Origin of the sequence: Nocardia sp. NPDC058519, from assembly GCF_042719755.1 — a bacterium.
Classification (GTDB): domain Bacteria; phylum Actinomycetota; class Actinomycetes; order Mycobacteriales; family Mycobacteriaceae; genus Nocardia.
Window position 1 is genome coordinate 10593 of the sequence record NZ_JBHXNK010000016.1, and the last position, 21971, is coordinate 32563.

The 21971-nt window shown below is 66.3% G+C and carries 22 protein-coding genes; 13 read left to right on the forward strand and 9 right to left on the reverse strand.

Translation table 11 applies throughout. The features are described from left to right. Positions 1-159 precede the first annotated feature (159 nt). The 4 genes from ACFWPK_RS18690 to polA all read left to right on the forward strand — a co-directional run bounded on the left by ACFWPK_RS18690 (position 160) and on the right by polA (position 7219). The gene (locus tag ACFWPK_RS18690; protein ID WP_378917355.1) at positions 160-1197 is read left to right on the forward strand and encodes a branched-chain amino acid ABC transporter permease; all 1038 of its coding nucleotides are present in this window, start codon (positions 160-162) and stop codon (positions 1195-1197) included. After that, a complete protein-coding gene (locus ACFWPK_RS18695; protein WP_378917356.1) occupies positions 1194-2618 on the forward strand; it encodes a branched-chain amino acid ABC transporter permease in 1425 nt (474 codons plus the stop codon). The genes ACFWPK_RS18690 and ACFWPK_RS18695 overlap by 4 nt, the downstream gene beginning before the upstream one ends. Continuing rightward, complete coding sequence (locus ACFWPK_RS18700; RefSeq protein ID WP_378917358.1) at positions 2615-4399, forward strand: ATP-binding cassette domain-containing protein; 1785 nt, start codon at positions 2615-2617, stop codon at positions 4397-4399. The genes ACFWPK_RS18695 and ACFWPK_RS18700 overlap by 4 nt, the downstream gene beginning before the upstream one ends. A gap of 81 nt (positions 4400-4480) precedes the next feature. Then, positions 4481-7219 carry a DNA polymerase I gene (polA, locus tag ACFWPK_RS18705; RefSeq protein WP_378917360.1) on the forward strand — a complete coding sequence of 913 codons (2739 nt, stop codon included), beginning with the start codon at positions 4481-4483 and terminating at the stop codon, positions 7217-7219. Between the two features lie 73 nt (positions 7220-7292). Here the strand turns inward: polA and ACFWPK_RS18710 are convergent, their stop codons facing one another. Further along, entirely contained in the window at positions 7293-7631 is a 339-nt protein-coding gene (locus tag ACFWPK_RS18710) for an LGFP repeat-containing protein (protein WP_378917361.1), read from the reverse strand. Positions 7632-7824: 193 nt separating this feature from the next. After that, positions 7825-8685 carry a haloalkane dehalogenase gene (locus ACFWPK_RS18715; protein WP_378917363.1) on the reverse strand — a complete coding sequence of 287 codons (861 nt, stop codon included), beginning with the start codon at positions 8683-8685 and terminating at the stop codon, positions 7825-7827. 140 nt (positions 8686-8825) lie between these two features. Between ACFWPK_RS18715 and ACFWPK_RS18720 the strand changes: the two genes are divergently transcribed. Beyond that, positions 8826-9602, forward strand: a complete 777-nt coding sequence (locus ACFWPK_RS18720; RefSeq protein WP_378917365.1) for an acyl-[acyl-carrier-protein] thioesterase — start codon at positions 8826-8828, stop codon at positions 9600-9602. A gap of 360 nt (positions 9603-9962) precedes the next feature. Continuing rightward, positions 9963-10382, forward strand: coding sequence for a 2-keto-3-deoxygluconate kinase (locus ACFWPK_RS18725; protein WP_378917367.1), 420 nt, complete (start codon positions 9963-9965; stop codon positions 10380-10382). A gap of 83 nt (positions 10383-10465) precedes the next feature. Here the strand turns inward: ACFWPK_RS18725 and trxA are convergent, their stop codons facing one another. Together trxA and ACFWPK_RS18735 are read right to left on the reverse strand one after the other, a co-directional pair. Beyond that, entirely contained in the window at positions 10466-10843 is a 378-nt protein-coding gene (trxA, locus tag ACFWPK_RS18730; protein ID WP_056824580.1) for a thioredoxin, read from the reverse strand. Positions 10844-10892: 49 nt separating this feature from the next. After that, the gene (locus ACFWPK_RS18735; RefSeq protein WP_378917369.1) at positions 10893-11393 is read right to left on the reverse strand and encodes a 2'-5' RNA ligase family protein; all 501 of its coding nucleotides are present in this window, start codon (positions 11391-11393) and stop codon (positions 10893-10895) included. A gap of 93 nt (positions 11394-11486) precedes the next feature. Between ACFWPK_RS18735 and ACFWPK_RS18740 the strand changes: the two genes are divergently transcribed. From ACFWPK_RS18740 to ACFWPK_RS18755, 4 genes are all read left to right on the forward strand, one after another. Then, complete coding sequence (locus tag ACFWPK_RS18740) at positions 11487-12566, forward strand: isocitrate/isopropylmalate dehydrogenase family protein (RefSeq protein WP_378917370.1); 1080 nt, start codon at positions 11487-11489, stop codon at positions 12564-12566. Between the two features lie 126 nt (positions 12567-12692). Further along, complete coding sequence (locus ACFWPK_RS18745; RefSeq protein ID WP_378917371.1) at positions 12693-13598, forward strand: ABC transporter substrate-binding protein; 906 nt, start codon at positions 12693-12695, stop codon at positions 13596-13598. Between the two features lies 1 nt (position 13599). Continuing rightward, entirely contained in the window at positions 13600-14538 is a 939-nt protein-coding gene (locus ACFWPK_RS18750; protein ID WP_378917373.1) for an ABC transporter permease subunit, read from the forward strand. A gap of 26 nt (positions 14539-14564) precedes the next feature. Next, on the forward strand, positions 14565-15317 hold the full coding sequence (locus ACFWPK_RS18755; RefSeq protein ID WP_378917599.1) for an amino acid ABC transporter ATP-binding protein: 753 nt from the start codon (positions 14565-14567) through the stop codon (positions 15315-15317). A 55-nt stretch (positions 15318-15372) separates the two neighbouring features. Here the strand turns inward: ACFWPK_RS18755 and ACFWPK_RS18760 are convergent, their stop codons facing one another. Beyond that, a complete protein-coding gene (locus ACFWPK_RS18760) occupies positions 15373-15993 on the reverse strand; it encodes a MerR family transcriptional regulator (protein WP_378917375.1) in 621 nt (206 codons plus the stop codon). Between the two features lie 118 nt (positions 15994-16111). Between ACFWPK_RS18760 and ACFWPK_RS18765 the strand changes: the two genes are divergently transcribed. Next, a complete protein-coding gene (locus ACFWPK_RS18765; RefSeq protein WP_378917377.1) occupies positions 16112-17059 on the forward strand; it encodes a hypothetical protein in 948 nt (315 codons plus the stop codon). Then, the gene (locus tag ACFWPK_RS18770) at positions 17056-17508 is read left to right on the forward strand and encodes an ABA4-like family protein (RefSeq protein ID WP_378917379.1); all 453 of its coding nucleotides are present in this window, start codon (positions 17056-17058) and stop codon (positions 17506-17508) included. The genes ACFWPK_RS18765 and ACFWPK_RS18770 overlap by 4 nt, the downstream gene beginning before the upstream one ends. Positions 17509-17576: 68 nt before the next feature. Here ACFWPK_RS18770 and ACFWPK_RS18775 read toward each other — a convergent pair whose 3' ends face one another. The 3 genes from ACFWPK_RS18775 to ACFWPK_RS18785 all read right to left on the reverse strand — a co-directional run bounded on the left by ACFWPK_RS18775 (position 17577) and on the right by ACFWPK_RS18785 (position 20801). Then, positions 17577-19124, reverse strand: a complete 1548-nt coding sequence (locus ACFWPK_RS18775; protein ID WP_378917601.1) for an acyl-CoA carboxylase subunit beta — start codon at positions 19122-19124, stop codon at positions 17577-17579. A gap of 257 nt (positions 19125-19381) precedes the next feature. Continuing rightward, positions 19382-20590 (reverse strand): RNA-guided endonuclease InsQ/TnpB family protein, encoded by a 1209-nt coding sequence (locus ACFWPK_RS18780; RefSeq protein ID WP_378917381.1) that lies wholly within the window; start codon positions 20588-20590, stop codon positions 19382-19384. Then, complete coding sequence (locus ACFWPK_RS18785) at positions 20484-20801, reverse strand: hypothetical protein (RefSeq protein ID WP_378917603.1); 318 nt, start codon at positions 20799-20801, stop codon at positions 20484-20486. Before ACFWPK_RS18785 ends, ACFWPK_RS18780 begins: the two co-directional genes overlap by 107 nt. Between ACFWPK_RS18785 and ACFWPK_RS18790 the strand changes: the two genes are divergently transcribed. Further along, positions 20703-20996, forward strand: coding sequence for a hypothetical protein (locus ACFWPK_RS18790; protein WP_378917613.1), 294 nt, complete (start codon positions 20703-20705; stop codon positions 20994-20996). The two genes, ACFWPK_RS18785 and ACFWPK_RS18790, sit on opposite strands and share 99 nt — an antisense overlap. Here the strand turns inward: ACFWPK_RS18790 and ACFWPK_RS18795 are convergent. Next, entirely contained in the window at positions 20987-21937 is a 951-nt protein-coding gene (locus tag ACFWPK_RS18795; protein ID WP_378917382.1) for a LysR family transcriptional regulator, read from the reverse strand. The two genes, ACFWPK_RS18790 and ACFWPK_RS18795, sit on opposite strands and share 10 nt — an antisense overlap. Positions 21938-21971: the final 34 nt, after the last annotated feature.

A 21971-nucleotide genomic window follows, 5' to 3' on the forward strand; every position in this document is an offset into this window, starting at 1 on the left:
CCGGCCGGGGGGCCCCCCCCCTTTATATGGGGGGGCGCGCGGGGGCCGTGCCCAAATACCATTTTTGGGTGTACCCCTGTAATTTCTTCCCGTTCTGGGGCGCCGGGGGGGGGGGGGGTGTCCCCCCCCCCCCACCGCGCGCCTGACGCGAGAGTAATCATGACATCAGCGGCTTCGCTCGGTGTGACCCTGTTGGCCGAGGGGTCCATCGATTTCAACGTCTCCGGGGTGATCGACCAGTTCTGGCGATTGACCGTGGACGGCTTGACCTACGGCTCGATCTACGCCCTGGTGGCTGTCGGCTACACGCTGGTCTACGGCGTGCTGCGACTGATCAACTTCGCCCACTCCGAGATCTTCATGCTCGGCATGTTCGGTACCTACGTGGGACTGGAACTGCTCGGCTTCGCGCCGAGCGGCAACGTGTATTCCCAGGGTGTCCTGCTGACGGTTCTCTACCTCGGTCTGGCGATGCTGTTCGGCATGCTCGTCTCGGGCATCGCCGCGGTGGGGCTCGAACGGATCGCCTACCGGCCGCTGCGCAGGCGCGGCGCGAAACCGCTGGCCTTCCTGATCACCGCGATCGGTATGTCGTTCGTGATCCAGGAGTTCGTCCACTACATCCTGCCCAAGATCAAGCCGGGTCTCGGCGGTTCCAACGCCCAGACCGGAATCCGGCTCGTGGAGCCGAAGGTGCAGTTCACCTTCCTCGGCGCGCAGGTCACCAATGTGGCGCTGGTGATCTTCGCCGCGGCCATCGTGCTCGCGGTCACCACCGAGATCGTCATCAACAGAACCAAATTCGGCCGTGCCATCCGCGCGGTGGCCCAAGACCCCGACACCGCCACCCTGATGGGTGTCTCGCGCGAGCGGGTCATCGTGCTGACCTTCCTCATCGGCGGTCTGCTCGCGGGCGCCGCCGCGATGTTGTACACCCTCTACATTCCCACCGGCATCATCTTCTCCGGCGGTTTCATCCTCGGTATCAAGGCGTTCAGCGCCGCGGTGCTCGGCGGTATCGGCAACCTGCGTGGCGCGCTGCTCGGCGGTCTGCTCCTCGGCATCGCCGAGCAATACGGGCAGATCCTGTTCGGCACCGAATGGCGTGACGTGGTCGCGTTCGTGCTGCTGGTGACCGTGCTGATGTTCCGGCCGACCGGCATCCTCGGCGAGAGCCTGGGGAGGGCACGCGCATGACAGACCTGACGAAAACTCCGGAAGTTCCCGTGGCACCCAAGGACCGGCGTGGCGTCGGCGACGCGATCCGTAGCTGGTGGGACGGGCTCTCGCGGCCTGCCCAGTGGGCCGTCGGTGTGCCGATCATCGCCCTGCTGGCCCTGATGCCGCTGTTCCCGCCACCGCTGCTCGACACTCCGGGCGTGAGCTTCGGTGGTGTGATGGCGCAGTTCGCCATGTACGCGCTGATCGCCATCGGCCTCAACGTGGTGGTCGGCCAGGCGGGCCTGCTCGACCTCGGCTACGTCGGTTTCTACGCCGTCGGTGCCTACACGGTCGGCCTGCTGACCAGCCCGAACAGTCCGTGGAACCAAACCGACGGCGGATGGCTCAGCTCGGGCTGGGCGTGGGTGGCCTGTCTGCCCATCGCGGTCGCGCTGACCGCGCTGGCCGGTCTGATCCTCGGGTCCCCGACCCTGCGGCTGCGCGGCGACTACCTGGCGATCGTGACGCTCGGCTTCGGTGAGATCGTGCGCCTGATGGCCGACAACCTGGGCGATCTGACCAACGGCAGCCTCGGCCTGTCCAAGATCGCCTACCCCGAGGTCGGTGAATCCGAAGCGCACCCCGGTGGCTACTTCTCCCCGGGCAACCTCGGTGACAAGAGCAGCTGGAACCCGTTCGATCGGGCCAGTAGCGGCACCTGGTGGTTCTGGCTCGGCATGGTCCTGGTGATCGTGGTGCTGTTGATCATCGGCAATCTCGAACGCAGCCGGGTCGGCCGCTCCTGGGTCGCCATCCGCGAGGACGAGGACGCCGCCGAGATCATGGGCGTGCCGACCTTCAAGTTCAAGCTGTGGGCGTTCGTGATCGGCGCTTCGGTCGGTGGTCTGTCCGGCGCGATGTATGCGGGTCAGGTCACCTACGTGAACCCCAAGCAGTTCGACATCATCTTGTCGATGCTGTTCCTGTGCGCGGTCGTGCTCGGTGGTTCGGGCAACAAGCTCGGCGTGATCGTGGGCGCGTTCCTCATCGCGTACCTGCCGATGCGGTTGCAGTCGGTGCAGCTGGTGTCGAACGAGTCGACCGGCTACCTGCTGCTCGGCCTCGATATCGCGCTGCTGATCGGGCTGTGGTTGCTGTGGCGTCTGCGCGGTGATCAGCTGGGCGTGTGGGTCAGACGCGTGGTGATCGCCCTGGCGATCTTCGCGGTGATCGCCGGCTTGCTGCTGTTCGGCAGCGTGCTGCTGTTCCGTAAGGGCGGGGCGCAGAACCTCGGTGACCTGAAGTACCTCTACTTCGGCATCGCGCTCGTGGTGATGATGATTCTGCGGCCACAGGGTCTGTTCCCGGTGCGGCAGAAGCTGCTCGCCTACGGCAGACAGGTGTACCAGGCCGTTGTGCGCAAGCCGGCGGCCGAATCGATCGGAGCAGGGCGATGACGGGGCCGGGCGCGGGAGACGCGCTGTATGACAACGAAGACATGAAGGCCGGCTACCAGCCACCGCCCGAGGTCGAGCCGACCGGCGAGGTCGACGTCACCGCGGTGATGCCCGAACTCGCCGATGCCGACACTGTCGCCGAGGTGGTCGCGCCGCATCGCGCGATCGAGACCGCCGTCGGCGAGCCGCTGCTGCGCACCGACGGTCTGACCGTCAAGTTCGGCGGTCTGACCGCGCTCGACGGGGTGAGTTTCGAGATCCGCCGCGGCGAGATCCTCGGGCTGATCGGCCCGAACGGTGCGGGCAAGACCACCTGCTTCAACGCGATCACCGGCGTGTACAAGCCCGCGTCGGGCAGCGTGCACTTCGACGGTCGGCCACTGGCCAAGACCAAGCGCAACGAGATCACCCGGCTGGGTATCGCGCGCACGTTCCAGAACGTGCGGTTGTTCGGCGAGATGACGGCGCTGGAGAACGTGGTCGTCGGCACCGACGCTCGCCACACCACCTCGGTGCCCGGCGCGGTGTTCCGCACCCCGAAGTTCAAGCGCGAGGAACGTGACGCCATCGAACGCGGCATGGCGCTGCTCGAGTTCGTCGGCATCGCGCCGCGCGCGGTGGAGAAGGCCCGCAACCTGTCCTACGGAGATCAGCGCAGACTCGAGATCGCGCGGGCGCTGGCCACCGAGCCCAAACTGCTGTGTCTGGACGAGCCGGCTGCTGGTTTCAATCCCAGCGAGAAGTCGGCGCTGATGGATCTGATCCGCAAGATCCGCGACGACGGCTACACCGTGCTGCTCATCGAGCACGACATGCGCCTGGTGATGGGCGTGACCGACCGGATCGTGGTCCTGGAGTTCGGGCGCAAGATCGCCGACGGCCTGCCCACCGCGGTGCGCGAGGACCCGGCGGTGATCGCGGCCTACCTCGGCGTGCCCGACGCGGACACCATCGCCGAGGTGCGCGAGGAATCCGTGGCCGCTGCGGAGGAGGGGGCGACCCCTTCGCCGGTTGTGGTGCAGGCGCGCGAGGACGAGCCCGAAGCCGTTGCCGAGAAGGCGGTGCCGCTGCTCGAGGTGCAGGACATGGTCGTGAACTACGGCCGGATCGAAGCGCTGCACGGCATTTCGCTCTCGGTCGCCGAGGGTGAACTGGTGACCCTGCTCGGCGCCAACGGCGCGGGCAAGACCACCACCATGCGGGCGATGTCGGGCCTGCTACCGCTCACCTCGGGCCGGATCCTGTTCCAGGGCAAAGACATCACCACGATGAAGGCGCACGATCGGGTGGTCGAGGGTCTCATCCAGGCGCCCGAAGGCCGCGGTGTGTTCCCCGGCATGACAGTCGCGGAGAACCTCGACATGGGTTGCTACGGCAGGCCTTTCGAGAAGAAGACCGAGTACCAGCAGACCCTGGATTGGGTCTTCGAACTGTTCCCCCGCCTGGCCGAACGCCGCAAGCAGGTCGGCGGCACGATGTCGGGCGGCGAACAGCAGATGCTCGCCATCGGCCGCGCCCTCATGGCCCGGCCCAAGCTGCTGCTGCTCGACGAACCCTCGATGGGTCTCGCCCCCATGGTGATCCAGCAGATCTTCCGGATCATCAGCGAGATCAACCGCCAGGGCACCACCGTGCTGCTCGTGGAACAGAACGCCCAACAGGCCCTGACCCGCAGCGATCGCGCCTACATCCTGGAAACCGGCGAGGTCACCAAGTCCGGCCCCGGTGCGTCGTTGCTGACCGACCCCGCGGTCAAGTCGGCCTACCTGGGTGTCGATTGACCCGGGATTCGTCCACCGTCCGGCCCCGTATCGCGATCGAGCGATGCGGGGCCGGATCTGTCGGTGGGGGTGCCTAGACTCATGCGCGTGAGTTCACCGACGACTGCGCAGGCATCGACTACGACCACTGCCCCTGACGGCGAGCGGCCTACGCTGCTGCTCCTGGACGGGCATTCGATCGCCTATCGCGCGTTCTTCGCGCTACCGGCGGAGAACTTCAAGACCGTCACGGGTCAGACCACCAACGCGGTGTACGGATTCACCTCGATGCTGATCAATCTGCTGCGCGACGAGAAGCCGAGCCATGTGGCCGCGGCGTTCGACGTGTCGCGCAAGACTTTCCGCACCGAGGCGTACCCGGAGTACAAGGCCAATCGCAGCGCCACCCCCGACGAGTTCCGTGGGCAGGTCGAACTCACCAAGGACGTGCTCGGCGCGATGGGCATTCCGGTGATGGCCATCGACGGCTACGAGGCCGACGATGTGATCGCCACCCTCACCACCCAGGCCGTCGCTCAGGGCTACCGGGTCTTCATCGTCACCGGCGACCGCGACGCGATCCAGCTGGTCAACGACGACGTCACCGTGCTCTACCCGAAGAAGGGCGTCTCGGATCTAACCCGTTTCACCCCGGCCGAGGTGGAGACCAAATACGGCCTCACCCCCGCGCAGTACCCCGACTACGCGGCTCTGCGCGGCGACCCGAGCGACAATCTGCCCGGCATTCCCGGCGTGGGGGAGAAGACCGCCGCCAAGTGGATCCGCGAATACGGTGACCTCGCCACCCTCGTCGACCGGGTCGACCAGGTGAAGGGCAAGGTCGGCGACTCGCTGCGCGCGAACCTGTCGAGTGTGGTGCTCAACCGCCAGCTCACCGAGATGGTGCGCGAGGTGCCGCTGCCCTACACCCCCGACCAGCTGATCAAGGCGCCGTGGGACCGCGACAAGATCCACCAGCTCTTCGACGACCTCGAGTTCCGGGTGCTGCGCGACCGGCTCTTCGACACCCTCGGTTCGCCCGAGCCGGAAGCCGAATCAGGTTTCGAGATCAGCGGTGGCGCCCTCGATCAGGGCGCGGTCGCCGACTGGCTGGCCGAGCACGCGAAAGCCGGTGTGCGCCACGGTCTCTCGATCGTCGGGACCGGCACTCCGGTGCACGGTGACGCGCGGGCACTGGCCATCGCCGCCGCCGACGGTGAGGGCGGCTACATCGACCTGACCGTGCTCACCCCCGACGATGAAACCGCCCTCGCGGCCTGGCTGGCCGACCCCGAGGTGCCCAAGGCCCTGCACGAGGCCAAGTCCGCCGGTCACGCGTTGCGCGGGCGCGGCTTCACCCTGGGCGGTCTCACCACCGACACCGCCCTGTCGGCCTACCTGGTCCGCCCCGGCCAGCGCAGCTTCAACCTCGACGACCTGTCCCTGCGCTACCTCAAGCGCGAACTGCGCGTCGAGACCGGCGACACCGGCCAGCTCTCCCTGCTCGACGACGAGGACACCCTCGCCGCCGATATTGCGCGCGAGGAGATGCTGCGCGCCCGCGCGGTCGCCGACCTGGCCGTCGCCCTGGATACCGAACTCGAGGCGATCGAATCGACCCCGCTGCTCACGGAGATGGAGCTGCCCCTGCTCGGCGTGCTCGGTCAACTCGAGGAAGCGGGCATCGCGGTCGACGTCGCCCAGCTCGAAAACCTCCAGCAGCAGTTCGCCGACCGCGTCACCGAGGCCGCGAACTCCGCCTACGACGTGATCGGCAAGCAGATCAACCTCGGCTCGCCCAAGCAGCTGCAGGTGGTGCTGTTCGACGAACTCGACATGCCGAAGACCAAGCGCACCAAGACCGGCTACACCACCGACGCCGACGCGCTGGAATCGCTGTTCGAGAAGACCGGCCACGCGTTCCTGGAACACCTGCTGGCCCACCGCGACGCGACCCGGCTCAAGGTGACCGTCGACGGCCTGCTCAAGTCGGTCTCCGACGACGGTCGCGTGCACACCACGTTCAACCAGACCATCGCCGCGACCGGTCGACTCTCCTCGACCGAGCCGAACCTGCAGAACATCCCGATTCGTACCGATACCGGCCGCCAGATCCGCGACACGTTCGTGGTCGGTCCCGGCTTCGCCGAACTCATGACCGCCGACTACAGCCAGATCGAGATGCGCATCATGGCGCACCTGTCCGGTGACGCCGGCCTGATCGAGGCGTTCAATTCCGGTGAGGACCTGCATACCTTCGTCGCGTCGAAGGCCTTCGACATCCCGATCGCGGAGGTGAGTCCCGAGCTGCGCCGCCGGATCAAGGCCATGTCCTACGGCCTCGCCTACGGTCTCAGTTCCTATGGCTTGAGCGCTCAGCTGAAGATCAGCACGACCGAGGCCAAAGAGCAGATGGACGTCTACTTCGACCGTTTCGGCGGCATCCGCGACTACCTTTCCGACGTCGTCGATCAGGCCCGCAAGGTCGGCTACACCCAAACCCTGTTCGGTCGCCGCCGCTACCTCCCCGACCTGGACTCCAGCAACCGCCAGCGCCGCGAATCCGCCGAACGCATGGCGCTGAACGCTCCCATCCAGGGCACCGCCGCCGACATCATCAAGGTCGCGATGATCAACGTGCAGAACGCGATCCGCGAGGCAGGACTGCGCTCGCGCATGCTGCTGCAGATCCACGACGAACTGGTCTTCGAGGTGGTCGACGGCGAACGCGAAGCGCTCGAAACCCTTGCGCGCGAACAGATGTCCGCCGCGATCGAACTCTCGGTCCCGCTCTCCGTCTCCGTCGGCACCGGCCGTAGCTGGGACGCGGCCGCGCACTGACCGGGCCACACAGCACAATGGACACCGACCCGCGCGGGTCGGTGCCCATTGTGGGCGTGTCAGGGAACGCTGATTACGCGTTGACCGTCACGGCATCGTCGGCGATCGAGTAGCTGATCGAACCGTTCTCGAACTGGCTCACCTTGCCGCCGTCGATGTCCTGCTCGTCGGTGGTCGGGTAGCCCAGCCGCCCGCCCGCGCCGCCTTCGGCTTCCCATGCCAGTCGGATGGCGCCGTACACGGTCTTGGCTCCGGTCGGGAGCTTGAAGTAGATGACTCCGCCGGTGAATTCCTGGAACTTGCCACCGTTGGGGGCGTCCTGCTCTGCGGAGGTCGGCTCACCCAGCGGGCTGGACGCGCCACCGGCTTCGTTGTAGTGATCGCCGATAGCCCCAGTGACTTCGAATGCCATGTCGAACAATTCCTTTCACGCAGTAACAATTGGCCTAGCGGCGGCGACGCTACAGTGCGATCGCCCGTTCTGGGCGGCGACTCGCGGGGGATTCACGATCTGGTCACACTTCGTTTGCCGGTGATTTGCTCGTGACCGGCGGCTGGAGTCGGCGCACGATCTACCGGCCGTCATCGGGAAACCTGTTGCGGCGCTAGAGAAAACGCCGACCGATAGCTTCGGCGATCTTGCCGGGCTCGTGCTCGGGGATGAAGTGCTTGGCGTCGGGCAGTTCGAGGACCTGGTGATCGGTGAAGGTGTCGCGCATCCGCGGCAGGAACGCCGAGGCGCGAAAAGCCATGTCCTTCATGCCCCAGACCAGCAAGGTGGGTTTGGCGCCGAGTCGAGCGGGCACGTCGGTGGCCAGTTGCTCGAGCAGTGGACGCGCGGCCAGGATCTGCCCGGGCATAGCGGCGATGCCGCGCCTGGCCTCGGGTGAGGGCTGCACGTTGCGGTAGTGATCGGCCTCGGCGGCGCTGATCGTGTTCCGCAGCTCGGCGATCAGAAACCGCTCGACGAGCAGGTTGTTGTTCAGGATCCGCCGCTGCATCGGCCTGCTGCCCATGACCCGGCTGAAGGCCTTCTGTGGCCAGGTGTCCGTCGGCCACAGCAGGGTGTTGCCGAGCACCAGCCCGCGAACCCGGTCGGCGCGAGCGGTGCCGACGGCGGCGCCGATCGGCCCACCCCAGTCCTGGCCCATGATCACGAACTGGTCCAGCTCGAGATGGTCGACGAGTTCGCCGACCACGGCGGCGTGTTCGGCGATGGTGTAGCCGTAGCCCGGTGGCCGCTCGGACAAGCCGAAGCCAGGGTAATCGACTGCTACGCAACGGAATCGGTCGCCCAGCTCACCGATGATCTTGCGATAGAGAAAACTCCACGTGGGGCTGCCGTGACAGAACAGGATGGGGATTCCGGAGCCCTCGTCGATGTAGTGCACCCGGCCCGCGGAGGAATCGAACCACCGGGACTCGAAGGGGTAGAGAGCTTTGTCCGGTGTGAAATCGATCAGCATCGCATCCATCCTGTCCGAGGGCTTCGAACCGACCTTACGGACGAAGAGATCCGCGGTTCAAGGTGTGCTCCGAGGGTCCGGTCAACGCCCGGGTCCGGTGCATCGGCTCGGGTGCGGCGAACTGTGGCAGCATCGGCCGTATGACCGAACCCGTCATCGCGACCCCGCTGCCAGACTGCCCCGATATCGAGCAGGCCTTCGCGATGTCGTGGCCGGTGCGGCTGGGCGATACCGATGGCGACGACCGGTTGCGGCTCGACGCGGTGGCGCGGTATCTGCAGGACATCGGATTCGATCACCTCGATGCGGTCGAGGACGGCGATGCCCATCAGGCGTGGATCGTGCGACGCACGGTCATCGACGTGTACGAGCCGATCGTGTTCGGCGACCGCGTCCAGCTACGCCGCTGGGCCGACGCGCTCTCGAATCGCTGGTGCGACATGCGAATTCGGCTACGCGGTGAGAAGGGTGGCCACATCGAAGCCGCGGCGTTCCTGATCCATATCGACCCCGTCGCCGGTCGCCCCACCCGGATGAGCGATGCGTTCATGGCGCCCATGCTGGCCGGCACCACCGAACACCGCCTGCGCTGGAAAGCGGCCCTGGCCGAACTCGACGACCCGCACGTGGAGTCGGTGCCGTTCCCGCTGCGCGTCACCGACGTCGACCGGCTCGGCCACGTCAACAACGCCGTGTACTGGGAAGCGGTCGAGGAAGCCCTCGCCGCGCACCCGGACCGCCACCGGCTGCCGTACCGGGCGATCGTGGAACACGTCGGCCCGGTGATGATGGGCGACAAGGTGGCGTTGCGGACGAGCTCGCGGTCCGACAGCCTGCGCATCCAAGTCGACGTCGACGGCTCGGCGCGCGCGCTCGCCTCGGTGGCACCCCTACCCGGCACGATCCCGGGGCGCTGATCCGGCGGCGATAGCGTCGAATCGCCGCGACCGCGCCCGATGTTACCGATCCTGAGCTGCGGTGATGGTACTCACCGGTAGACACTCCGGGCGGTAGACCAGGTTGCGGTTTCGCGACGATCGCCCTATTCTCGAGTGCGTGCCGAATCCCGCCCGCTGTGCCGCGCTGCTAGTCGCTGACCGCGACCTCGCGGTCGCTGCTGCGCAGACCGCGCAGGAAGCTTCACGGCGAATTCTTCTCGTAGTAATCCGCCGTAGCGGGGTCTGATTCGGACCAGCCCCTACGCTGCGGGCTGTATTTCATCGTTCTGCTGGTCCCACCCTGCCAACGAAGACATCTTCGGGAAGACCTCACCTGCAATGACGCTGACACTGGACCATGCCCTGTTCGCCGCCGCCCCCAAGGGCCTGCGCGCCGAGCTCACCGACCTCGACCCCGCCGCTTTCCTCGACCGGTACACCCGCGCCGACGGATCCATCGCCCTGCGCGAATGGTCTTGTTCCGGAACGGATTTCACCGCCACCCTGGAATTCGCCGACCACCTTCGCACCGTCATCGCCACCGGCAGCCCGGTCGCGGCGATGACCTCCGCGCTCTACGACGAGGGCTACCCCCTCGAGATCCTGCACTTCCATCAGCGCCCGACCGCCGACGGCATCGCCACTTTTATGCAGTGCGAGTTCAACGGCAGGCGCGGCTGGGCGGTGGCGACAGCCACCGGCAGCGCGGAATCGACCGTGCGCGCCATGATCGCCGGTGTCAACCTGCTCGCGGGCTGACACCACACAGAACACACAAGGGCCCGTTCACCTCGAAAGGTGAACGGGCCCTTCGCGTTACGCGCAAGGTATGCGGCGCCGAACTACTCGGCGGGGGAGGACTCCTGCTGCTCGGCGATCTGCTTGCGCACCTCGTCCATGTCCAGGTCCTTGATCTGGGTCACCAGATCCTCGAGCGCGGCAGGCGGCAGTGCGCCGGGCTGGGCGAACACGAGCACGCCCTCGCGGAAGGCCATGATGGTCGGGATCGACTGGATGTTGGCGGCAGCGGCGAGCCCCTGCTCGGCCTCGGTATCGACCTTGCCGTACACGACGTCGGTGTGCTTTTCCGACGAGGTTTCGTAGGTCGGCGCGAAACTGCGGCACGGACCGCACCACGAAGCCCAGAAATCGACGAGGACCACGTCGTTTCCGGTGATGACTTCGTCGAAGTTCTGCTGGGTCAGCGTCTGGGTGGCCATGACGTCCTCTCCTTGTCGGTGTCCTCGGCTGTAACGCCGGGGCGTCCCACTATCTTCCCCCGATCACGATTCGCTCCTGCCGCGCCTCCCCGTCCCAGCGGCGAATCCCCACGATGAGCGACCGGAAATCGGTGTCGGCCGCGACCGCCCGCACCGCGTCGCCGAGCCGTTCGGGGGGCACGCGCCGCGCCAGGGTCACGTGCGGTGTCCACGCGCCGGGAGCCATGGTCGCCGGTCTGCCGGGGCAGGGCGAGACCACCTCGCTGACCCGGCGATGCAGGGCGAGCAGGTCCGCGGTGACGACGACCGCCCTGACCAGGATCGGTCGGCGCGCCCCGAAGACGAGCAGTCCGCCCAAACGGATCGGCAGCGGCTCGAACGCGAGCCGCTCGAGCGCGTGGTCGATGCGCGGCCAGATCTCGCGCGCCACCGCGACGGTGATGTGCGGCCGATAGATCTCGGCGTGGCGACTGCCGAGGCCTGCTTCGGCAATAACCGCCCATTGCCTGCGGATCTCCGTCTCGCCGCCCTCGTCGAGGAGCAACTCCACCGACTGCACCATGATCTGCAGAAACTAGTCGCTGCGGCGTGTCCGCACAGCCCACTCGCTCGATCCGGACCGGACACGCGCGAGGATGGGGGAGTGAACGGTGTGAAGGCGAACCTGCGACTCGGTGTGATCGACGGCGACGGAATCGGCCCCGAGGTGGTGGCCGCGACCCGAGCGGTCGTCGACGAAGCGATCGGCGCGGCCGGGCTCGCGCCGGTGGAGTGGGTGCCGCTGCTGATCGGGCACGAGGCGATCGCCGCCTACGGCAACCCGCTGCCGGAACAGACCATGACCGCCCTCGAGGACCTCGACGCCTGGATCCTCGGTCCCCACGACAACGCCTCCTACCCGTCGGACATGCGGGTGGCACCGGGCGGCGTCATCCGCAAACGCCTCGGGCTCTACGCGAACATCCGCCCCGCCGCCGCGTTCACCGGGGTGCGCGCGCTGGCGCCCGATATCGATCTGGTGATCGTCCGGGAGAACAGCGAGGGCTTCTACGCCGACCGCAATATGTTCGCAGGCTCGGGGGAGTTCCGCCCCACCGAGGACGTGGCGATGGCGGTCGCGGTGATCACGCGCAAGGCGTGCGAGCGGATCGCGCATCAGGCGCTGCGACTGGCGCAGGGCAGGCGCAAGCGGGTCACCGTGGTGCACAAGGCCAATGTGCTGCCGATGACGACCGGCCTGTTCCGTGACGTCTGTTACGAAGTGGCCGAGCAGTATCCGGACGTGCGGGTCGACGACGAACACGTCGACGCGATGGCGGCGCACCTGGTCCGCTCACCTGCCGGGTTCGACGTGATCGTCACCGAGAACCTGTTCGGCGACATCCTCTCGGACCTGGCCGGTGAGCTCAGTGGTTCCCTCGGCATGGCCGCCTCGCTCAACTGCTCCGATACGCGCGCGATGGCGCAGGCCGTGCACGGCGCGGCGCCGGGTCTGGCCGGACACAATCGGGCCAATCCCGCCGCGCTGCAATTGTCGGCGGCAATGTTGTTGCGCTGGTTGGCGGTTCGTGACGACAATAGGGTGCTCCATGATACGGCCGACCGTATTACCCACGCCGTGACGGCGACACTGGCGGCCGGAATCGCGACCGCGGATCTCGGCGGCCTGGCTTCCACCAGCGAATTCACCGAGCAGGTCAGTGCCCGCGTGCACCGGAGGTGAAGGGACCCCTTTCACATTGGCTGATTAATCTTCGGTTACTGTCGCACCACGCTGTGTCCGGTTCGCATACATTGCCAAACAGGCGCTGACACGTGGCCGGCGTCGACGTGAAATGTGGAGGCTCCTTTGTCTGTTCGAACTGTCCTCGGCCGTGGCGCCGTGCGGCTGCTGTGTACCGTCGCCGGCGGTGCCTTGTTGTTGACCGGCTGCGCCGAGAACACCGAGGGCGACGGCGCCTCGGTGAGCAAGGTGTCGGCGGAGAAGGTCGACGCGCTCGCCGCGGCCGTCCCCGACAAGGTGAAGCAGGCAGGCAAGTTGGTCGTCGGCGTGAACGTGCCGTACCAGCCGAACGAGTACAAGGACGCCAGCGGCAAGATCGTCGGCTTCGATGTCGACCTCCTCGACGCCGTCGCGAGCACCCTCGGACTGAAGGTCGACTATGTCGAATCCTCGTTCGAGAAGATCATTCCCGCCATTCAGGCAGGCACCTACGACGTGGGTATGTCCTCGATCACCGATTCGCGCGAACGCGAACAGCAGGTCGATTTCACGACCTATTTCTCCGCGGGTATCCAGTGGGCCCAGCAAACCGGTAAAGCGATCGATCCGAATAACGCGTGCGGCAAGAAGGTCGCCGTACAGTCCACTACGGTCGAGCACACCGACGAGATTCCCGCCAAGAGCGCCAAGTGCGTCGCCGAGGGTAAGCCCGCTATCGATATGAAGGCATTCGACGAGCAGAGCGCCGCGACCAACGCATTGGTGCTCGGCCAGGTCGACGCGATGTCGGCGGATTCCCCGGTGACCGCGTACGCGATCAAGCAGAGCGAAGGCAAGATCGAGTCGGCGGGCCCGCTGTTCGATTCCGCGCCCTACGGCTGGGCCGTGCAGAAGTCCTCCCCGCTGGCGGTGGCCCTGCAGAAGGCGCTGCAGCACCTGATCGACAACGGTAAGTACGGCGAGATCACCACCAACTGGGGTGTGCAGGACGGTCAGATCAAGACCTCGGTGATCAACGGTGCAGTGAGCTGACGTGACCGACGAGAAAGACACGGTGGAGGTGCCCGGACCGGGCACCGAACCCGAACCGATCAAAGCGGTCCCGCTGCGCAGGCCGGGCCGCTGGATCGCGGCGGCAATCATCCTGATCCTGGTGGGATTGTTCGTCTACGGCGCTGCCACGAATCCCGCCTACCGGTGGGACACCTACGGCAAGTACCTGTTCGACAGCCGGATCACCGCCGGCGCGATCGTCACCCTGGAACTCACCGTGCTCGCGATGGCGATCGCGGTGGGTCTGGGCACCGTCCTCGCGGTGATGCGCCTGTCGCCGAACCCGGTGCTGCGCACGGCGGCCTGGGTGTATCTGTGGATCTTCCGCGGGACTCCGGTCTATGTGCAGTTGGTGTTCTGGGGCCTGGTTCCCTCGCTCTACAAGCAGATCGACCTCGGCGTGCCGTTCGGCCCGCAGTTCTTCCATCTCGACGTGCAGAGCCTGCAGGCCGCGTTCCTGTTCGCCGTGATCGGCCTCGGTCTCAACGAGGCCGCGTACATGGCCGAGATCGTGCGCGCGGGCATCAACTCCGTCGGTGAGGGTCAGCGCGAAGCGTCGGTGGCACTTGGCATGTCGTGGACGCAGACGATGCGCCGCACCGTGTTGCCACAGGCCATGCGGGTGATCATCCCGCCCACCGGCAACGAGCTGATCGGCATGCTCAAGACGACCTCGCTGGTCACCGCGATTCCGCTGAGTACCGACCTGTTCGGCCGCGCCCGTGACATCTACGGCGTGAACTTCCAGCCGATCCCGCTGCTGCTCGTCTGTGCCACCTGGTACCTGGCGATCACCAGCATCCTCATGGTCGGCCAGTACTACTTGGAACGGTATTACTCGCGCGGTGCCACCCGGCAGCTCACGGCCAAGCAGCTGCAGGAACTGGCCACGGCGCAGGCGGCGGTGAAGGCGAAATGACCGAACAAGTTGCGGCAGTCCCGCCGATGGTGCTGGCTGACCGGGTGTGCAAGAGCTTCGGCGCGCTCCAGGTGCTCAAGGGCATCTCGCTCGAGGTGGAGCGCGGCAAGGTGCTCACCCTGGTCGGTCCGTCGGGCTCGGGCAAGTCGACGTTCCTGCGGTGCATCAATCACCTCGAGCAGGTGAACGCGGGCAGGCTCTACGTCGACGGCGATCTCGTGGGCTACCGGGAGAAGAACGGCAAGCTCTACGAGATGCACGAGCGTGATGCCGCGGTCCAGCGTCGCGATATCGGCATGGTGTTCCAGCATTTCAACCTGTTCCCGCACCGCACGGCGCTGGAGAACGTGATCGAGGCGCCGATCCAGGTGCGCGGGATCCGCAAATCCGACGCGATCGTCCGGGCCGAGGAACTCCTCGAGCGGGTCGGTCTCTCGGCCAAGCGCAACGCCTACCCCGCACAGCTGTCGGGCGGTCAGCAGCAGCGTGTGGCCATCGCGCGAGCACTGGCGATGGACCCCAAGCTGATGCTGTTCGACGAGCCGACCTCGGCGCTGGATCCCGAGCTGGTCGGTGAGGTCCTCGCCGTCATGCGGGAGCTGGCCGACTCGGGCATGACCATGCTTGTGGTGACCCACGAGATGGGCTTCGCCCGCGAGGTCGCCGACGAACTGGTGTTCATGGACGCCGGTGTGGTGGTGGAGTCGGGACCGCCGCGTGAACTGCTGGCCAACCCCCAGCACGAGCGCACGCAGGCGTTCCTGTCACGTCTGCTCTGACATCACATCTGCCACGACACGGCGGCCCCGCGAATTCGTGGGGCCGCCGTGTCGTTCACGAGGTGGGTTTCAGCCGTTCCATGGAGACCTGCGCTTGGGCGATGCGGCGGATGATGGCCAGCGCGGTGTCGCCGAGGACCGTGAGTACGACGACCGCGTCGACGATGTCGTCGCGGTCGCCGGCCGACAGCGCGGCCGTCACGTCGTTTTCCGCGACCACGCGCGCGCCGTCGAAATAGGCGGGCATGGCGGTGGTGGCCCAGTCCCGGTAACCCAGTTGCGACAGGCGGACGATCATGCTGGCGAGATTGTCGACGGCCTCGAGGCTGTGGTGTCGGCTCCAGCCGCGCCGGTCCATCTCCGTGCACACGACCTGGTACGCGCGATCCCATTCGGCGTCGTGCACGGCGGGCACGTCGGGGGACACGCTGTCCTGCGCAAGGCCGAGGACGCGGAACAGCGGCAGGTCGGGGGAGTCGATCGCCGCGAGAACGTCGGAGACGGTGGCGACCGGTATCCCGCCCACCTCGATCAACGCGCGGATCAAACGCAGTCGGCGTAGGTGGTCTTCGCCGTAGTTGGCCTGGTTGGGGCTGGTGCGTTCGCCTGGGGGCAGCAGGCCCTCGCGCAGGTAGTACTTGATGGTCGCCACCGCGATGCCGCTGCGTTCACTCAACTCCGAGATCCGCACTCTTACCTCCGATTTCGTTCCCACCCCTTGCCTACGCCATGTGTAGCGGATAGTCTAACTATCCATAACGGATAGTATAGCTATCTATCTCTGGGAGATTCGAATGTCAGTCCTGACCGCCCCCTCGCTGCCCCGCCCCAACGCCCCTCTGCATCGACCGCTGATGTATTTCGCCGCTGCCAACGCCGCGCTCGTAGTGGTCGGCCTGATCGGGATGCTGGTCGATGACCGGGTGATCGCCGGGTCGGCCGCCTGGTTCAAGCCGACCAAGTTCGCGATCTCGTTCGTGTTCTACGGCGTGGCCCTGGCTTGGTTGATGTCGTTGCGGCCCAAGCCTTCTCGGCTCGCCTCGTGGATGGCCACGGTGATCGTGGTCGCCGGGGTGATCGAACAGGCGATCATCTTCGGGCAGGTGATCCGCGGGACCCGCAGCCACTACAACATGACCACCACCCTGGACGGCACCCTCTGGGTGATCATGGGATCCACCATCGTCATCCTGTTCCTGGCAACCCTGGTGATCGGGATCGGACTGATGCGCGAACGCCTCGGCGACGCCTCGATCACCTGGTCGATTCGTCTCGGCATCGCGATCACATTGGTCGGATTGGCGCTGGGAAATCTGATGCCGCAGCAGGAATCCGGCGTCGAGGGAATCGCGGGCGCGCACACTGTCGGAGCTCCCGACGGCACCCCCGGCATGCCGCTGACCGGGTGGAGCACTACCGACGGTGACCTGCGGATTCCGCACTTCTTCGGCATGCACGCCCTACAGGCGTTGCCACTGCTCGCCGCGCTGCTGGTGTTCCTGGCGCCACGGATCCCCGCACTGCGTCCGACGCGGGTGCGGCTGGGCCTGATCATCACCGCGTCGGCGGGTTACGCGGCGGTGCTCGCGCTGGTCACCTGGCAGGCGTTGCGTGGGCAGCCGTTGATCCATCCCGATCAGGCCACGCTGACCGCTGCGGCCGCGATCGTGACCGGAGTTGTTGTCGGAGTAATGATCTCGGTCGCGAGCGCGGCCGGTTCCCGAAAGGTAGTCACCGCATGAGCACGCTGTTCGACCTGTCGTTCTTCGTCACGGTGCCGTTCTGGGCCTTGATGATCTTCGCCCCGACCTGGCGCTGGACCCGCACGATCATCTCCTCACCGTGGATAGTGCTGGTGCCCTTGGTGGTATGGGCGATCGTCGCGGTGCCGGTGCTCGGCGCGATGTGGTCACTGGTGACCTCGCCGTCGCTGGACGCGATCACCGAAGCCACCGCCGACCCTGCCGTACTGACCGCACTATGGGCTCAGATCATCGCGTGGGACCTGTTCCTCGGGCGCTGGGTCTACCTCGACAGTCGTGAGCGCAATATCCATCCGCTGCTGATGGGGCCGCTACTCGTCGGCACGATCCTGTTGTCGCCCATCGCGTTTCCGATCTACCTGCTGGTGCGTGAAGTCGCACGCCGCGGTAGTTCGCCAGTGCCGCAAGCGAGCCCGGTCAGCGCGTAGCCGCCGTGGGCCGGACTCCGACGAGTCCGGCCCACGTAGTTACTGGCGTCGGCGCGGTGACGCCGCCGCTACAACGGCATCAGGCGATGTTTGCGCGGGGCCTGTTCGACGTGTTTGTCACCGAGTAGTCGCAGCGCTTTGCGGATTTCCAGCCGCGTGGTCGACGGCTCGATGACCGCGTCGATGTAACCGCGTTCGGCGGCGGTCCACGGTGTCGCGACCGCGGCGTTGTAGAAGTCGACCATCTGCTGACGCACAGCAGGCCGCTCGGCCGCCGGGACGGCGGCGAGCTGCTTGCGCTGCGTCAGTCCCACCGCGGCCTCGGCGCCCATCACGGCGATGCGCGCGGTCGGCCAGGCGAGGTTGATATCGCCGCCGAGCTGCTTGCACCCCATCACCGCGTAGCCGCCGCCGTAGGCCTTGCGAACCACCACGGTGACGATCGGGACGGTGGCCTCGACAACCGCGAAGAAGAATCGGCCGCCGCGTTTGATGACGCCGATCCTCTCCTCCTCGACTCCCGGCAGCACACCCGGTGTGTCGACGACGAACACCAGCGGAATGTCGAACGCGTCGCAGAGGCGGATGAAATGCGCGGCCTTGTCCGATCCGCGCGCATCGATCGCGCCGCTGGCCACCAGCGGCTGATTGGCGACGACCCCGACGCTGCGTCCGTCGACTCGCGCGAATCCGGTGATCAGATTGCGGGCGGCGCCGTCGCCGATCTCGTGGAACTCCCCGTCATCGAAGATCCGGAGCAACACCTCGTACATGTCGTAGCCCATGCGATCGGAATCCGGTATCAGCGAGTCGAGTTCGCGATCGGAGTCGGTGATCTCGGGTTCCAGACCGGGATTGACCAGCGGCGCCCGCTCGTAGCAGTTCGACGGCATGAAGCTCAAATATGTTCGCGCCCACTCGAACGCGGCCTTCTCATCCACCGCCACGTGGTGGATATTGCCGTTGTTCGCCTGGTTGAACGCGCCGCCGAGCTCGTCGAGGGTCACTTCCTCGCCGGTGGTCTCGCGGATGATCTCGGGACCGGTCACGAACATGTACGCCGACTCGGTCGCGATCAGCACATCGGTATTGATCGGCGAGTACACCGCGCCCGCAGCGCATTTGCCCAACATCACCGACACCTGCGGCACCACCCCGGACAGCCGCGTCTGCCGCCTGCTCATCTCCGCGTACCAGGCCAGTGAGGTGACCGCGTCCTGCACCCGCGCACCGCCGGAGTCGTTGATCGCCACGAACGGGCACGCGATATCGGCCGCCAGATCCATCGCCATCGCGACCTTGCGCCCGAACATCTCACCCACCGATCCGCCGAACACGGTCTGGTCGTGGGCGATCACCACCACCGGCCGCCCGTCGATCCTGCCGTGCCCGGTGACCACACCGTCGCCGTAGAGCCCGTCGGCCGCGCCCGGCTGCTTCACCAGCGCGCCGATCTCGGTGAAACTGCCCTGGTCGAGAAGTATTTCGATGCGTTCGCGTGGGCTGGGAATTCCTTTCGCCGCACGCTTGGCGATCCCCGCCTTCCCCGCCGGTTCCCGCGCCGCCCTCAGATTGTCCCGCAGCTCTTGCAGTTTCGCAGCAGTAGTCGACTCCACCACGCACGCCCTTCCTCGTCCTGGTCGAGCTCTCCTCCATCGGATCGAAACAGCGTAACGCCGAGGTTCGCGCCGACGTCATCGGCACGACGGCCCGCTTCCTGACGAATCAGGGAAATTTGTCGTGTGGGTCCGAATTGTCTTCTACCGAAGGTTCCTTGGGTAGTCAGATCGGACAGCGGCGATCATCGAGAGACACGGTGCCTGCGGACTCGGCGGTCGAGCTCTCCTTCATCGGTTACAGCATGTCTGAATACCTACAGGTGTCCAGACACCGCCCTTCTCGGGCGTCGTCGGCTCACGGCAACGAGGGTGGCGTGAACGTCGGTTTCCGCGTCAACCAGGCCGGTTTCACCGACATCCATGGGGTGTCGGTCAGCGCCTTCCTGTCGGCGGACTTTGGTGGCCCGGCCCCCTGCTCGGGGGTCCGGGGATCGTGAAAAGTCCTGGTCGATGTTCGGCCACACTGCGAGATTCACCGCCGCATTATGGTCGCGGTCACCGCGAAACCCACACACGCAGACGAACACTCGATCGGCCAAGGTCAGGGCAGGATTGATTGTCGCGCATTCCGAGCACCGTTTGCTCGAGGGATACCAACGATCCGCGATGGCGACCGTGCCGCCACGCCATGCCTGCTTGTAGGTGAGCATCCGGGCGAAGTCCGCCCATCCCGCATCGCTGATCGCGCGCGCCAAACAACGATTGCCGAGCATCCCCGCCACATTCAGATCTTCGATCACGAGCCGGTCGTGGGTTTTGACCAGCTTGTTGGCGACCTGATGGGCGAAGTGACGGCGGACATTCGCGATCCGATAATGATGCCGTGCCAGCCGAACGGCTGCGTCTCGACGGTTGTGTGACCCTTTCTGTTTCCGGGACAGGGACTTCGCGAGACGGCGTTGCCTGCCCAGCCCGGTGGTCAATGGTTTGGGTGCGGCCGAGATGCGATCGACTTCGGTCCCGTCGGCGGTCGCGGCGACAGCGAACACTGTCAACCCGAGGTCGATCCTGACCCAACCACCTTCGTTCCCGTGTTTGCGTGGTCGGTGGTGGTGAGACGGGTGTAAGTCCGCAGCTTCGACGGTCAGGCTGATCCACCATCGTCGCGCCCGGTACGAAACGGTGGCATGGAGGATTCTCGCCCGTTGCTTGATGAGTAGGCGCCGCAACCGGCGGGTGTCGTCGCGCACCCTGACCACGCCTATCCCAGGCAGGGTTACAGACCTGGCGGTGTCGTTGTCACCGACCCGGATCATCGCCCTTCCGGTGTTGGCTTGTTTGTTGCGGATCCGGAACGACGGAATGCTCTTCTTCTTCGACTTGAAACGGGGAAATCCAACCCGCTTGCCGGCGCGTTTACCGGAACGGGATTCGGAGAACGCGGCTAGGGCGCGTCCGCAGTCGACCGCGGCTTCTTCGAATACTTGCTGGCATACCTGGGCGCGCCATACCAGCCCGGTCACCTGAACCTCGGGGGATCCCGCCCGGGCTGACAGTGAAGACGCGCCCTGCGGCTTCGGTCTTCTTCCAGGAGTTGAACGCGTTGATCAGATCGAACCGTGTCCACGGCACGCGTTGTTCCGGGCAGGTTTTCCGACGGGTGAGGGCGGTCTTGACGAAATCGAGGCTTTGGTTGAACGCGAATCGGGCTGCTCCGGCATGCCGTGCGAGCACGTCGAACGGCTCGACGGCGGGGTCGAGGCAGTAGCGAAACGTGGTGTGGCGGCTCATCGTCGACGAGTGTGGCACATGCCACTGACAGTGATAGACAAACGCTACAACCCGGACCTGGTGGCCATCGAGGCGCGGAAGCGCGGTGCCTGGCTGGTGGAGCCCTATGTGGAGCGTTTCAGCCGCAGTTACGGTTGATGGCCCGACGGATCGTCGGAAGTCGTTGTCGGGGTTCGGGCGCCGAACGCGATGCGCAATTGGCCGAGCAGCACCGTGGCGGCCGGGCTGAGGGGGCGGTCGGTGCGCCAGGCGAGGGCGAGTCTGCCGTGGATTCGTGGGGCGACGATGTCGAGGGTTCGGACGCCGAACTCGGCGGCTTCGTCGGTGGTGAGCGCGGGGACGATCGCGGTGCCGAGGCCGCGCGCCGCGAGCTCGAGCAGTAACGGGGGAGCGGCGGCTTCGAAAGCGATGTTCGGGGTGAAACCGGCTGCGGTGCAGGATCGTTCGAATATTCCGCGCAGACCTGTGCCCCTGGTGAGGCAGATCAGCCTGCGGTCGGCGAGAGTCGCCAGGGTGATGGAGTTCGCCGATTCGGCGGGGTCGACGGGTGCGTCGCGCGCGACGGCGGCGACGAGCGGGGTCTCCAGGATAACGTGCAGGCCGATGCCGGAACCTGTTGGGGCGCCGGTCAATCCGGTGAGCGCGATATCGAGATCGCCGTGCTCGACGGCCGCGAGCATTCTTTCCGCGGTGTCCTCGGTGAGGCTGATCCCGACCTGCGGATGATCGTGGTGGAAATCGGCCAGCACTCCCGCGACATCGAATACTTCCGACGCCGCCCCGGAGATCATGCCGAGCCGGACCTGCCCGCGCAGCAATCCCGTGAACTCCCCGACCGTGTCGCCGATCCGGTCGGCGGCGGCCAGGGCGGCCCGCGCGTGCTCGAGCACGGCGGCGCCGACGTCGGTGAGCGTCACGGTGCGCGCGCCGCGGTCGAGCAGGCGCTGACCGAGTTCGCGTTCGAGTTGCCGGATCTGGGTGCTGAGGCCGGGCTGGGTCAAGTGCAGCCGTTCGGCGGCCTTGGTGAACCCACCTTCGTCGACGATCGTCACGAAGTAGCGCAGCTGCCGAAGTTCCATAAATATCGATTATAGGTAGCAGTAGAACTATCTC